Below are 13,219 nucleotides of genomic sequence, written 5' to 3' on the forward strand. Positions count from 1 at the left end.
CCCAGGCCCGCCGCCCGCGCAGCCGCTGGCAGCGCCTGCTGGACCGCATCCGCTGACACCGTCGGGAGACCACGCCCGGCTCCGCCTCCGCGGGCCGGGCGTGGTCGCTGTCCACCGGCCAGGCCGTCCGGTGAACCCATCAGGTCCGCGTCAGTGTGTCGCGTCCTCGGACGGGCGACAGAGGTGCCAGGCGGCGGGCAGCAGCCCGGCCGCGATCGCGATCTTGGCGGCGTCGCCGATCAGGAACGGGGTCAGGCCGGCGGCGACCGCTGACCGGGCGTCCAGGTTCAGGACCGCGGCCAGCCAGGACACGCCGACCGCGTAGACGACGGCGTTGCCGAGCAGCATCACGGCGACGACCCGCCACGGGGTGCGGTCGGCGCCGTACCGGGCGAGGGCGCCGACGACGGCCGCGGCGGCGATCATCCCGGCCAGGTAGCCGAACGTCGCCACGGTCAGCCCGGCGGCGCCGCCGGCGAACCAGGGCACTCCGGCCAGGCCGGCCAGCACGTAGGTGAACACGGCCGCCGGGCCTCGCCACGGGCCGAGGGCGGCCGCGCACAGGAACACCGCCAGGGTCTGCCCGGTGACCGGGACGGGGGTGCCCGGAACCGGCACAGCCACCTGGGCCGACAACCCGATCAGGGCGGCGCCGCCGGTCACGAGCAGGACGTCGGCGCCGCGGGTCCGGCTCAGCCGGGTGAGCAGCAGGTCGCCGAGGACGTACCGCGGCGCGTGCAGGGTGAGAGAGTTCATCGGGTCTCCTCGAGAGAGGTCAGGTAGGTGCGCCAGCCGCCGTGGGCGGTGATGTCGGGGGCGCCGCCGGTGGCGACGTTCTCGCAGAGGAATCCGGTGACGGTGGAGCCGTCGTCGAGCCGCACCGTGCCGAGCGTCATCGGCGCGGGCAGCGCGGCGAGGAACGGGCCGAGCGCGGCCGCCGGGAGTTCCCACAGTTCGCCGTCGATCGCGGCCCCGCCGTCGGGGACGCGGACCAGTCCCGGCTTCGGTGGTTCGGTGGGCAGGGCGTACAGCCGGTATTCGGGTGCGGTGCGGACCTGCCGCACCTGTCGGCCGCCCACCCGGGTGAGCTGGTGGTTGAGCGGCTGCCCGGCCAGGTGCGCCCCGACCACCATCAGCGGCAGGCCGCGCGTCGCCGTACCCCTTGATGGCTTGTCGCCGAGTAGCAGGGCCGCGACGTCGGCGGCGACCGCGTCGGCGAATCCCCTGGCGATGATCTGCACGCCGAAGGCGGCGGGAACGGCGACGGCGCTGAGCCCGAACAGGTTGCAGAAGTTGGTGTAGGTGCCGAGGATCGCGTTGACGCCGACCGGGTCGGCGGCGACCTCGGCGATCGTCGGGTGGATCGGGGCGGTCGGCAGCAGCAGCGCGTCCGCGTCGCCCCATTCGGTCATCGCCTCGCGGCGTAGCTGTTCGAGGCGTGCGGTGTCGGCGACGAGCACGTGGGCGGGGATGTCGCGGGCGGCCGCGATGATGGCGGCGACGGTCGGGTCGGCCGCGCCGGGATGCTGGTCGATGAAGGCGCCGACCGCCGCGTACCGTTCGGCGACGAAACCGCCGTTGTAGAGCAGTTTCGCCGCGGCGAGAAACGGCGCCAGCCGGATCGGCCGCAGCCTCGCCCCGTTGGTTTCGAGGGTCTTGGCGGCCTGCTCGAACGCGTCGAGCCACTCCGGTGACATGCCGGTCAGCTCGTCGCGGTGCGGCACCGCGACGAGCGGCCGCGGCGGCGCCGCGAGCGGCGCGCCCGGCGGGAACACCGGGTCGCTCATGACGGCCAGCGCCCGGGTTCCCTCGTCGACGGTACGGGCGAACACGCTGACGCAGTCGAAGCTACGGCAGGCCGGCACCACCCCGTCGGTGGGCACCAGCCCGGGGGTGGGCTTGATGCCGACGATGCCCTGGAACGCGGCCGGCACCCGCCCGGATCCGGCGGTGTCGGTGCCGAGCGCCAGGTCGGCGATGCCGAGCGCGACCACGACGGCAGACCCGGAGCTGGAGCCACCGGACACCCGGGTCTCGTCGCGGACGTCGCGGACCGCGCCGTACGGGCTGCGAGTGCCGACCAGCCCGGTGGCGAACTGGTCCAGGTTGGTCTTGCCGAGCACCAGTGCACCGGCGTCGACGAGGCGCTGCACGGCCGGGGCGCTGCGTTCAGGCTGGTAGGCGTAGCCGGGGCAGCCGGCGGTGGTGGGCAGCCCGGCCACGTCGATGTTGTCCTTGACCGCGAGCAGCCGCCCGGCCAGCGGCAGGTCCTCCCCGGCGGCGAGACGGGCTTGCAGGGCGGCGGCGTCGGCGAGCACATCCTCCTCGGGACGCACGGTGATCCAGGCCTCGGGCCGTTCCCCGAGGGCGAGCCGGGCGTAGGCGTCCCGCACGCGTTCGGCCGGGGTCACGCGATCACCACCAGCGGGCTGCCCGGGGCGACCTGCGCGCCGGGGGTGACGAGAATGTCGGTGACGGTCCCGTCCCGTGGGGCGTTGACGACGGTCTCCAGTTTCATCGCCTCCAGGGCGAGCAGCGGCTGTCCGGCGGTGACCCGGTCGCCGGGGCGTACGTCGACACGCCACACGCTGGACACGAAGGGGGCCTCCACCAGCGCGCCCCCGTCCGGCACGGTCACCTCCCCCGCGGCGGGCGGGGCTTCGGGTTCGGGGCGGGGTTCGAATTCGCCGGCCGCCGCCCAGGCTTCGCGTTCGGCGCCGAAGGCGGTGGCCTGCCGGGCCCGGAAGTCCGCGATGGAGGCGGCGTTGCCGGCGAGGAACGCCTCGTGGTCGGCGAGCCGGAAGACGCCGTCGTCGATGCGCAGCCGGTGGCGTCCGGCGGCGACGTCGGCGCGCAGGTCGAGCAGTTCCTCGGCGCCGACCGGGTACCAGTGGATGCGGTCGAAGTGGCGCAGCAGCCACGGGTCGCCGGTTTCGCGCTGCCAGCGTGACCAGACCTGCACGGTACGGCCGACGAACTGGTAGCCGCCGGGCCCTTCCATGCCGTAGATGCACAGGTAGGCGCCGCCGATGCCGACCGCGTTCTCCGGTGTCCAGGTGCGAGCCGGGTTGTATTTGGTGGTGACGAGCCGGTGCCGCGGGTCGAGTGGGGTGGCGACCGGCGCTCCGAGGTAGACGTCGCCGAGCCCGAGGACCAGGTAGCTGGCGTCGTAGACGGTGCGGTGGACGTCGTCGACCGAGTCGAGGCCGTTGACCCGGCGGATGAACTCGATGTTCCACGGGCACCACGGGGCGTCGTCGCGGACGCCGTTGATGTAGCGGGCGATGGCCTCGCGGGTGGCCGGGTCGTCCCAGGACAGCGGCAGGTGCACGGTGCGGCTGGGCACCACCAGGTCGCGGGTGGCGGGCAGTTCGTCCTCGAGGGATCGGACCAGTCCGAGCAGCCTACGGACCGGCAGGCGGGCCGGGTCGACGTGGATCTGCAACGAGCGGATGCCCGGGGTGAGGTCGACGACGCCGCCCAGGCCCTCGGCGCGCAGCCGGTCCATCAGGGCGTGGGCGCGCATCCGCAGGCCCAGGTCGAGGGTCATCGGCCCGTATTCGACGAGCAGGTTGTCGTCGCCGGAGCGCCGGTAGGTGACCTCGCCGGTCCGGGCCAGCACCCCGTCGTCGGCCGCGCGGATCAACGGCTCGAAGTCGAAATCGTTCACCGGTACGAAGCGGACGGTGTCGCCCGGGGCGAGTTGCCCGAGTTTCCACCGCTCCGACGTGATGACCGTGGCCGGGCAGACGAATCCGCCGAGACTGGGGCCGTCCGGGCCGAGCAGGATCGGCACGTCACCGGTGAAGTCGACGGCCCCGACCGAGTACGGGGTGTCGTGGATGTTCGACGGGTGCAGGCCGGCCTCGCCGCCGTCGGTACGCGCCCACCGCGGTTTCGGGCCGACGAGGCGGACGCCGGTGCGCGCCGAGTTGAAGTGGACCTCGAAGGATGCGGCGTAGAAGGCGTCGATGTCGTCGCGGGTGAAGAACTCCGGCGCCGCGTGCGGCCCTTCGGTGACCTTGATGCGCCAGTCCCGCCGGATGTCCGGCCGCTGGTCGAGCGGCACCGGGCTTCCCGAGGCTTCGAGTGTGGAAGTGCGCACGACGTCCCCGAGCCGCAGCGCCCGTCCGCCATGACCGCCGAACTGGCCGAGGGTGAAAGTGGCCGCGCTGCCGAGGTACCGAGGCACGTCGAGGCCCCCATTGAAGAGGACATATACCCTCAGTCCGCCGCCGGTCGCGCGGCCGATGTCGAGGACCGCTCCGGCGGGCACCCGCACCGGCTCCCAACAGGGCGCCTCGGCGCCGTCCACGGTGACCCGCACCGGCGCGCCGGTGACACAGACCGTGGCGTCGGCGGTGAACCGCAGCGCCGGACCGTCGACCGTGCACTCCAGGCCGGGCGCGCCCTCCGGGTTGCCCAGGGCCTGGTTGCCGAGCCGGAACGACAGGTCGTCCATCGGCCCGGACGGCGGCACCCCGACCTCCCACAGGCCGGTGCGGCCCGGCCAGTCCTGCACGGTGGTGAGGGTGCCGGCGCGTTCGACGACGATCCGCGGCTCGGTGTCGTGCACGCCGGCGAGGGTGGCGGTGCAGTGCCGGGCCGCGAGCACGGTGGGGTCGGCGGTGGCGGCGCGCAGCAGGCCGAGGTTGGTCTCGATGCCGTCGATGCGGGTACCGGCCAGGGCGGTACGCAGGTTGGCGTACGCCTCGTCGCGGGTGGCGCCGGTGGCGATCACCTTGGCCAGCATCGGGTCGTAGGAGGTGCTGACCTCGGTGCCGGCTTCGATCCAGCCGTCCACGCGTACGTTCGCGGGGAAGGTCACGTTGGTGATCAGGCCGGCGCTGGGCCGGTGGTCGAGGGTGGGGTCCTCGGCGTAGACCCGGGCTTCGACGGCCGCGCCCCGCGGCACGGGCCGCTCCAGGGGCAGGTCCTCTCCCTGGGCGAGCCGCAGCATCCATGCGACCAGGTCGACGCCGAGCACCTCCTCGGTGACCGGGTGCTCGACCTGGAGGCGGGCGTTGACCTCGAGGAACGAGGCCTCCTCGCGTTCGGCGTCGTAGACGAACTCGACGGTGCCGGCCGACCGGTAGTTCACCGACGCGCACAGCGCCACCGCCGACTCGTGCAGCCGCTCCCGGACCGTGGACGGAAGTCCGGGGGCGGGCGCCTCCTCGAGGACCTTCTGGTTGCGGCGCTGGAGGCTGCAATCGCGGTCGCCGAGCGCGACGACCCGTCCGGCGCCGTCGCCGAACACCTGCACCTCGACGTGCCGGGCCCGCTGCACGAACCGTTCCAGGAAGACGCCGCCGCTGCCGAAACTGGCGACCGCCATCCGCTCGACCCGGCCGAACGCGTCGGCGAGTTCCCGCGGCGAGAAGACGGCCTGCATGCCGATGCCGCCACCGCCGCCGGTGGCCTTGACCATCACCGGGTAGCCGATCCGGTCGGCTTCGGCGAGGGCCTCGTCGAGGCCGGCGAGCAGACCGGTGCCTTCGATCATCGGTACGCCCGCCGCGCGCGCCAGTTCACGCGCGGTGTGTTTGGCGCCGAACGCCGTGAGCTGCGCGGGCGTGGGCCCGACGAAGGCGAGACCGGCCGCCTCGACGGCGGTGGCGAACCCGGCGTCCTCGGAGAGGAACCCGTAGCCGGGGTGCACCGCGCCGGCCCCGCTGGACAGGGCGGCGCCGAGCACCCGGTCGACGAGCAGGTAGCTCTCCCGGGCCGGCGCCGGTCCGAGCAGGACGGCCTGGTCGGCCATGCGTACGTGCGGGGCGCCGCGGTCCGGTTCGGAGAAGACGGCGACCGTCTTCACGCCCAGCCGGGCGGCGGTGCGGATGATCCGGCAGGCGATCTCGCCCCGGTTGGCGACGAGCAGGGTGTCGAACATCGGCTACTCCCCCGTCACGATCATGCGGACCGGCGTCGGGTCGAAGCCGTTGCACGGGTTGTTGATCTGCGGGCAGTTGGAGACCAGGACCAGCACGTCCATGTCGGCGCGCAGTGACACGGTGCGGCCGGGGGCGGAGATGCCGTCGACGATGCCGAGGCAGCCGTCCGGGTCGACGGGTACGTTCATGTACCAGTTGATGTTGCTGACCAGGTCGCGTTTGCCGAGGCCCCAGCGGCTGCCCTCGATCAGGAAGTTCTCCACGCAGGCGTGCTGGTGCTTGGTGTGGTGGCCGTAGCGCAGCGTGTTGGACTCGCGGCTGCACGCTCCGCCGACCGTGTCGTGGCGGCCCACCTCGTCGGCCACCACGGTCATCAGGGGGTTGCCCTCGCTGGAGCGCAGCACGCTGCCGGTGGTGAGGAAGATACCGCCCTGCGCGGCTACCGTGTCCGGCGCCGAATAGCGTTCGGCGGTGTCGGCGGCGTTGTAGATCAGGCAATCGACGGCCTGGTTGCCGTGCAGGTCCACGATGGTCAGGGTCTGCCCGCGCCGGACCACCGCCGACCAGGGGGCACGCGCCGCTACGGTCTGGTCGAGAACGGTCACTGTCATGCGATCCCCCGGGCGGTCAGGTAGTCGGCGGTGTTGGCGAAGGCGCGTTCGCCTTCCGGCGTCCGCGACCAGAGGTGGTCGGTGGGCGCGGTCGGCGCTCCGGTCCAGGCCCGGATCTCGACGGGAGAGCAGGTGTACGCGTCGCGCGGGTCGATCGGATGCGGCGCGTTGGCGAGCAGGACCGTGACCGGCATCTCGGCGCGCAGTTCGACGGTCGCTCCCGCGCCCGCCGAGCCCAGCCAGGTGAACATGCCGTCGTCGCCGACCCGTACCCCCTGGAAGAAGGAGACGCTCGGCGGCAGGTCCCGGCGGGTCAGGCCGTGTTTGGCGGCGGCCAGCGTGAACAGTTCCCGCCCGGCCGGGGTGCCGCCGTGGGGGCTGCCGTCGCCGTACCTCTGGGTGTTGCTCCGGAGGGTGGTCGTGCCGCAGAAGGTGTCCGATCGGTCGGCGGCACCGGCGGTCACCGAGGCGAGGACGCGACCCTGGTCGGACAGGAGCAGATGTCCTTCCCCGACGTACGCCTGCCAGAGGACCTTGACGGTGTCGGCGACGTTGAGCCGCTCGAACGGTTCGTCGGCGTTGAACAGCAGCACCGACACGCAGGCGTCGCCGTACCGGTCGGTGAGCCGCAGCGTGGTGCCGCGAGCCAGCCGCTTGCTGGCGTAGCCGCCGCCGGGAATCGTCTCGGCCCAGGTCAGGCCGTCACCGGCGGGGACGGTGGGCATGCATTCGACGACGGTCGTGCCCTGGGCGCGGGCGTGCCGGCGGGCGCCGCTGGTGGTGGCGGTGCTCATACGGTCTCTCCCTCGGGGATGGGGGTGGTGAACGGCAGCCGGGTGTGCGGGGCGACCGCGCGGGTGCGGTAGCGCAGGTAGGCCAGGGTGCCGGCGAGCAGGGCGCCGCCGACGAAGATCAGCGAGAAGTAGTGCAGGTACCAGTGCTCGCCGGACGGGTCGTAGACCTCCTGGCGGGGCCAGCCGAGGTTGAGGATCATGCCGATGCCGTAGACGACGGCCAGCACGTTCACGACCACCCCGGCCCGGCCGAGGCCGAAGAGTTTGCCGCCGCGTTCGGTGGTGGTGGTCTCCAACCCGTGCGGCCAGCCCTTGATCCGGCGGACCAGCAGCGGGATCGTCACCAGCGCGTAGGCGAGGTAGAGCATCACGATGCAGACGCTGGTCAGGGCGGTGAACAGGGCGGCCTGTCCGATGTTGACCAGCAGGACCGCGGCGGCGCCGGCGCCGACGACGATCGCCGGCAGGGCAGGGGTGCCGGTGCGCGGGCCGACCCGGCTGAGCGCGGCCGAGAACGGCAGCACGCCGTCGCGGGCCATCGAGAAGATCATGCGGCTGCCGGCGGTCTGGATCGCCAGGGTGCAGACCGCGACGGCGATCGCCACGTCGATCAGCAGGATCCGGCCGCCGGTCTCGCCCAGGCGGCTCATCAGCACGTACGGCAGGCCCTCGGTGGCCAGCCGGCCGTCGTCGAGGCTGGGCGCGGCCATCAGGGCGACCAGCAGCATCAGCCCGCCGCCGATGCCCGAGGCGGCGAGAGCGCGCAGGATGGTCCGGGGCGCGGTGTGCCGCGGGTCGCGGGTCTCCTCGCTGAGTTCGCCGGCGGAGTCGAAGCCGACCACCACGTACGCCGCCATCAGCGCCGACACCAGGAACGGGCCGACATAGGACAGGCCGTCGCCCGTGCCGCCGGTGTCGAAGACGACGCCGGGGCCACGCTCGATGTTGAACAGCAACAGGATGATCACCGCGGCCACGCCGATGATCTCCAGGGTGACGCCGGTGCTGTTGACGATCGCCATGAGGCGAACGCCGACGACGTTCACCAGGGTGGTGAGAGCGATCAGGATCGAGCCGAGGATGACGGCGTTGGTGGCGCCGCTGGTCGAGGTGAGTGACGGATCGCCGCCGACGAGCTGGAATCCGGACCAGATCCGCGGCAGCACCACCTGGAGGGCGATCGCGGCCGCCGCGACCGTCACGATCTGGGCGATGATCATGACCCAGCCGGCGAACCAGCCGACCGTGGCGTTCGCGAGCCGCCGCGACCACTGGTAGATGCAGCCGGACAGCGGGTAGCGGGCGGCCAGTTCGGCGAAGTTGAGCGCCACCATGAACTGGCCGAGGAAGACCAGCGGCCAGGTCCAGAAGAACGCCGGACCGCCGAACGAGAAGCCGAACGCGAACAGTTGGAAGACCGTGGTGAGGATCGATACGAAGGAGAATCCGGCGGCGAACGACGCGTAGCTGCCGATGCCGCGGCGCAGTTGGGGTTCGTACCCGAAATCGCGCAGGTCCGCGGCGTCGGCGTCGGCGCTCGGGGGCGGCGCCGGCAGGGTGGGGGTAGTGGACAAGACCGCCTCCTCGGGGCAGGCGGCGGCATGGTGCTGATCACCCCGCCACCGAATACCTGTCAGATGACAGGTTTAGGGATTCGAGGTCAGCGATGGTTTCCCGGCCGTAAACCTTGAGTTGCCGGATGTATCGCCACGGTTACATCGCCGCGGGAGCGGATGTGACATCAGCGGCGTGGGAGGATGCGGGGGTGAGTTCCGCCCCCTCGGTGGGCCGCCCCCGCTCCGGGGCCCGGCGCCTGCCCACCGGCACCGCCCGCGACGAGATCCTCGACGCCGCCGCCGAACTGTTCGCCGAGCGCGGCTACGCCGCCACCTCCACGCGGATGATCGCCGAGATGGTCGGGGTCCGGCAGGCGTCGCTCTACTACCACTTCAAAACCAAGGAACAGATCCTCGCCGAACTGCTCGAATCGACGGTGCGCCCCTCGCTGGAGTACGCCGCGGAACTGTCCGGCCAGGGCCTCGGCCCCGCCGAGGCCCTGCACGCCCTGGTCGTCTACGACGTCGGCGTCCTGCTCGGCGCCCGGTGGAACGTCGGCATCCTCTACGCCCTCCCGGAGATCGCCACCGAGCCGTTCGCCCGCTTCCGCGCCGAACGCGAACAGCTGCGACTGGCCTACCGCCGCCTGGTCGCCGCGGACCGCCCCGGCACCTCGGAGGTGACCGGCGACCTGGTCTTCGGCCTGGTGGAGAGCGTCATCGGCATGCGCCGCGACCTTCCGTCACTTCCGCCCCGCGCCGAGCTCCAGAGCTCGGTGGCCGCGGCCGCGCTCCGCCTCGCCGGCCTCGGCTGACTCCCCGGCCCGGTTCGGTAGCCGTTTCAGCTGCTGATGAAGGCGAGTCCGTGTACGCCTTGTTCGTACCGTTTGCCGGCGGTCTTGCCGCTGCGGTCGACGGTGAGAACGCCGACGGTACGCATGCCGGACAGTTCCACCACGCTGACGGTGCCCGAGTTGAGGTTGGAAACGAACGCCCGCTCACCGGACGGGTCGCTGCGGATGTTGATCGGCAGACGTTGGGTGCCGGTGCCACCGGCCGGGTTCCAGCCGTCGGTGTCGTAGCTGGTGAGCATGCCGTCGAGGGGTGTGAATCCGCCGCCGGATCCGAGGGCGGCGTAGCGCCACTGTCCGGCCAGGAGGGTTCTGCCGGAGGTGACGTGCAGGGGGCTGACCGGCAGTGTGGTGGCGATGGTGTGGACGATGCGGTTCGTGCCGGTGTCGATGAGAGGCCGCCCGGGCCGGCCGGGCCCGCCTCGACGCTGATGTACAGCAGGTCGCACTCGGCGTCCATGTGCAGTCCGTGCGGGGCGACCTCCGGCGCGAGGTCGAGGACGTCCACGATCCGGCGGGTGTCGACGTCGATGATGCTGAGCTGGTGGGCGTGGCCGGTGTGGTTCGGGCGGCACCGCGACCGAACCGAGATGCCGATAGGTGTCCAGGTCGAAGAACTCGACGGTCTCGCCGCTCTGGCTGGCCACCGCCAGCATGTCGTTCGTCATGCCGACGACGCTAGGCAGCGGCGCCGGTGACCACCAGTGCAACCTTGATAGGTCAGCGTTACACTGGTGATAATCGGCGTGTGAACCCAGCCCACGCCGTCGACTACAACCTTCTGGTCGCTCTCGACGCCATGCTCGACACCAGCAGCGTCACCGCCGCCGCGGGACGGCTGCGCACGTCGGTTCCGGCGATGAGCCGCACCCTCGGCCGCCTGCGCCGCCATTTCGGTGACCCGCTGCTGGTCCGGGCCGGCCGCAATCTGGTGCTCACCCCGTTCGCGATCCGGCTGAAGCCTCGGGTGCACGACCTCGTCGCCGGTGCCGCGGCCCTGCTGGCGGACGGGCCCGACACCGACCGGTCGGCGTGGAACCGGACGCTGACCCTGCAGATAAGCGATGTGATGGCCGCCGATGTGGTTCCGCCGCTGCTGGCCGCCATGCGGGCCGAGGCCCCGAACGTACGGCTGCGGCTGACCTCCGACGACTCGGAGGGCACCACCGCGCTACGCGACGGCGCGATCGACCTCGAGATCGGCGTCATCGACCACGACGGCCCCGGCATCGTGGTCGAGCCGCTGACCTCGATCACCGTGGCACTCGCCGTCCGTGCCGGGCATCCGCTCACCCGCGGCCGCCTGACCGCCGAACGCCTCGCCGCCGCCGGCCACGTCAGCGTCTCCCGGCGCGGCTCGGCATCCGGCCCGCTGGACGACCAGCTCGCCCGCCTCGGCCTGCGGCGTACCGTGGCCGTGGTCGTCCCCACCCACACGGCCGCGTTCCTGCTGGCCCGCAACAGCGATCTCGTCTGCCTCACCCCCAGGCTCGAACAGAGCGCCGCACACGTCGCCGGGCTGCGGGTGCTGCCGGTCCCGTTCGACCTGCCGCCGGTCGGCATCAGCATGGCCTGGCACACCCGTACCGCGTCCGAACCCATCCATCGATGGCTGCGCACCCATGTCGCCGAGGCGACCCGTGCGTTCGCGGCACGGTTCGACGATGTCGCGTAGGAAATGGAAGCGCTGTGGTGGCATCCGCAGCGGGCTTTCGACCTGACCGGATCAGGAGCCGGTCGAGTCCGGCATATCGGCATCGCCGCCCGGCCCCTCGTGAGATTCCCTCGGCGGCAGCCACTCCAGCGCATCGGACCTGCGCGCGGTGTGCCAACCTTTGCGCGTGAGCGTCGATGACTTCTACCGCGATATCGCCCGGATCGCGCTGGCCGTCGCCGACAAGCACGGCTTCGTGCTCGGGGGCGGGGTGGCGTGGCTGGTGAACGGGCTGGTCGCGCGGCCGACCGAGGACATCGACCTGTTCACCGACACGGCCGGTGGGGTGATGGCGGCCGCCGGTGAGGTGACGTCGGCGCTGACCGCGGCCGGGTATCGGGTGGTCCGCGAGGAGGCCGATGAGCTGTTCGCCGGGATGGACGCCGACATTCAGGAGTTCCTGGTCGCCGGGGAGCACCGGGCGCTGCGGCTCACCCTGTGCCGGCTGGACCGGCACCGTGCCCCGGTGGTGATGGACGTCGGCCCGGTCATGCACCTGGACGACCTGGTCGCCACGAAGGTCGCGGCCCTGGTCAACCGGCGGGAGGTGCGCGACTACATCGACGTGGCGGCCGCGCTGGAACGCTATCCGCTGCACCGGGTGCTGGAGCTGGCGCATGCGGCCGACCCGGCGCTGGATCCCGAGGACATCGCCGACGCCGGCCGCTACCTCGACCGGCTCGACGACGCCCGGTTCGCCCTCTACGGCCTGGACCGTGCCGCGATCACCGCGCTGCGTGACCGGCTCGCCGGCTGGCCGCGGTCCTGACCGGAAGGCCCATGATGATCACCGGAATCCTCGTCCCCGGCCGCGGGTACACCACCCGGGGAACGCTGTTCGACCTGGCCGACGGGATCCTGACCGCCCGCGGTGACGAAGTGCTCGAGGTGACCTGGACGGTGCCGGACGGGCTGTTGCAGATCGGCCCGGAACCGTTCGTCCGCGCCCACGTCGCGGCCGCCCTGCACCGGGCCGCCTCCGCACCGGTGCTGATCGCCAAGTCGCTGGGCAGTCACGCCGCCGCCCTCGCCGCCGAACGCGGGATCCCGGCCGTCTGGCTGACCCCGGTGCTCACCGATCCGGCCGTGGTCGCGGCGATCACCGCCGGACCGGCCCCGGCCCTGCTGATCGGCGGCACCGCAGACCGCCTGTGGGTGGCAGAGGCCGCCCGCGCGACCGGCAAACCGTGCCTGGAGATCCCGGGCGCCGACCACAGTCTGCGGGTGCCCGGGCCGGTCCGGGCGTACACCGACGTACTGGGTACGGTCGGCACCGCGATCGAGGACTTCCTGGAGGCGCTGTGACCCGGATCCGCGAGATCGTCGTGGACGATGTGACCTACCGCTGGTCGGTGACGCCGATCGACCCGTCCTGGGTACGGGTCCGGGCGTGGCGCGGCCGCGAGCAGATCCTCGCCGAGCGGCTCCGCTTCGACGACCCGTGGCTCAACTACGGACCGCTGCTGACCGGCGATCCCGAGCTGATCGAGCAGAACTTCCGCCTCGAACCGGTCCGCCCTCGCCAGGTCGCCGACCTGATCCGCCGCGCCGTTCGGAACTCGTGACGGAGCGGCGATGGACTGATGCCTCTGCGGGCTCCCGTGCGCAGGCCATCACCTGGCACCAAACGTCCCGCTTCCCCATCGGGTACTCAATAGATCACGCGAATCAGTCACGCTCTTCCACCTGCTCAGGCCGCAGATGGAAGAACGCGTGCTCGCCCGTGCCGTCGTCGAGTGGGGCGAGGCTGAGCCGATCGGCTCGGACGCGCCGTACGTACCCGTAGCCGGACCCGCTGT

General features: G+C 72.2%; 12 protein-coding genes. 5 read left to right on the plus strand and 7 right to left on the minus strand.

The window, feature by feature from the left end:
- Window positions 1–150: 150 nt before the first annotated feature.
- The 6 genes from IEZ13_RS45735 to IEZ13_RS45760 are packed head-to-tail and all read right to left on the minus strand — an operon-like array spanning window position 151 to window position 8,873.
- A complete protein-coding gene (locus tag IEZ13_RS45735; RefSeq protein WP_183227581.1) occupies window positions 151–756 on the minus strand; it encodes a biotin transporter BioY in 606 nt (201 codons plus the stop codon).
- Window positions 753–2,411: an allophanate hydrolase gene (gene atzF / locus IEZ13_RS45740; protein ID WP_183227579.1), complete on the minus strand. Its 1,659-nt coding sequence runs from the start codon at window positions 2,409–2,411 to the stop codon at window positions 753–755. Before atzF ends, IEZ13_RS45735 begins: the two co-directional genes overlap by 4 nt.
- Window positions 2,408–5,893 (minus strand): 5-oxoprolinase/urea amidolyase family protein, encoded by a 3,486-nt coding sequence (locus IEZ13_RS45745; RefSeq protein ID WP_183227577.1) that lies wholly within the window; start codon window positions 5,891–5,893, stop codon window positions 2,408–2,410. The genes atzF and IEZ13_RS45745 overlap by 4 nt, the downstream gene beginning before the upstream one ends.
- A 3-nt stretch (window positions 5,894–5,896) precedes the next feature.
- Window positions 5,897–6,505, minus strand: coding sequence for an urea amidolyase associated protein UAAP2 (locus IEZ13_RS45750; RefSeq protein WP_183227575.1), 609 nt, complete (start codon window positions 6,503–6,505; stop codon window positions 5,897–5,899).
- Window positions 6,502–7,299 carry an urea amidolyase associated protein UAAP1 gene (locus IEZ13_RS45755; RefSeq protein WP_183227573.1) on the minus strand — a complete coding sequence of 266 codons (798 nt, stop codon included), beginning with the start codon at window positions 7,297–7,299 and terminating at the stop codon, window positions 6,502–6,504. The genes IEZ13_RS45750 and IEZ13_RS45755 overlap by 4 nt, the downstream gene beginning before the upstream one ends.
- Entirely contained in the window at window positions 7,296–8,873 is a 1,578-nt protein-coding gene (locus tag IEZ13_RS45760) for an amino acid permease (protein WP_183227571.1), read from the minus strand. Before IEZ13_RS45760 ends, IEZ13_RS45755 begins: the two co-directional genes overlap by 4 nt.
- Before the next feature lie 191 nt (window positions 8,874–9,064).
- Between IEZ13_RS45760 and IEZ13_RS45765 the strand changes: the two genes are divergently transcribed.
- Window positions 9,065–9,670 carry a TetR/AcrR family transcriptional regulator gene (locus tag IEZ13_RS45765; RefSeq protein WP_203834131.1) on the plus strand — a complete coding sequence of 202 codons (606 nt, stop codon included), beginning with the start codon at window positions 9,065–9,067 and terminating at the stop codon, window positions 9,668–9,670.
- Window positions 9,671–9,696: 26 nt separating this feature from the next.
- On the opposite strand, the gene IEZ13_RS45770 is transcribed toward IEZ13_RS45765, so the two are convergent.
- Window positions 9,697–10,155: a lactonase family protein gene (locus IEZ13_RS45770; RefSeq protein WP_183227567.1), complete on the minus strand. Its 459-nt coding sequence runs from the start codon at window positions 10,153–10,155 to the stop codon at window positions 9,697–9,699.
- A 299-nt stretch (window positions 10,156–10,454) separates the two neighbouring features.
- On the opposite strand from IEZ13_RS45770, the gene IEZ13_RS45775 reads away from it, so the two are divergent.
- The 4 genes from IEZ13_RS45775 to IEZ13_RS45790 all read left to right on the plus strand — a co-directional run bounded on the left by IEZ13_RS45775 (window position 10,455) and on the right by IEZ13_RS45790 (window position 12,985).
- On the plus strand, window positions 10,455–11,381 hold the full coding sequence (locus tag IEZ13_RS45775; RefSeq protein ID WP_203834130.1) for a LysR family transcriptional regulator: 927 nt from the start codon (window positions 10,455–10,457) through the stop codon (window positions 11,379–11,381).
- Window positions 11,382–11,547: 166 nt separating this feature from the next.
- Window positions 11,548–12,189, plus strand: a complete 642-nt coding sequence (locus tag IEZ13_RS45780) for a nucleotidyl transferase AbiEii/AbiGii toxin family protein (protein ID WP_183227565.1) — start codon at window positions 11,548–11,550, stop codon at window positions 12,187–12,189.
- Between the two features lie 14 nt (window positions 12,190–12,203).
- Window positions 12,204–12,725, plus strand: coding sequence for an alpha/beta hydrolase (locus tag IEZ13_RS45785; RefSeq protein ID WP_183227593.1), 522 nt, complete (start codon window positions 12,204–12,206; stop codon window positions 12,723–12,725).
- On the plus strand, window positions 12,722–12,985 hold the full coding sequence (locus IEZ13_RS45790; RefSeq protein WP_183227563.1) for a hypothetical protein: 264 nt from the start codon (window positions 12,722–12,724) through the stop codon (window positions 12,983–12,985). The genes IEZ13_RS45785 and IEZ13_RS45790 overlap by 4 nt, the downstream gene beginning before the upstream one ends.
- The last annotated feature ends 234 nt before the right edge of the window (window positions 12,986–13,219 follow it).

Origin of the sequence: Actinoplanes campanulatus, from assembly GCF_014647795.1 — a bacterium.
Classification (GTDB): domain Bacteria; phylum Actinomycetota; class Actinomycetes; order Mycobacteriales; family Micromonosporaceae; genus Actinoplanes; species Actinoplanes campanulatus.

Bases quoted from the DNA above. Each gene is read 5' to 3' on its own strand.
- IEZ13_RS45735 (WP_183227581.1), bottom strand. From the start codon at position 756: ATGAACTCTCTCACCCTGCACGCGCCGCGGTACGTCCTCGGCGACCTG.
- IEZ13_RS45745 (WP_183227577.1), bottom strand. From the start codon at position 5,893: ATGTTCGACACCCTGCTCGTCGCCAACCGGGGCGAGATCGCCTGCCGG.
- IEZ13_RS45750 (WP_183227575.1), bottom strand. From the start codon at position 6,505: ATGACAGTGACCGTTCTCGACCAGACCGTAGCGGCGCGTGCCCCCTGG.
- IEZ13_RS45755 (WP_183227573.1), bottom strand. From the start codon at position 7,299: ATGAGCACCGCCACCACCAGCGGCGCCCGCCGGCACGCCCGCGCCCAG.
- IEZ13_RS45785 (WP_183227593.1), top strand. From the start codon at position 12,204: ATGATCACCGGAATCCTCGTCCCCGGCCGCGGGTACACCACCCGGGGA.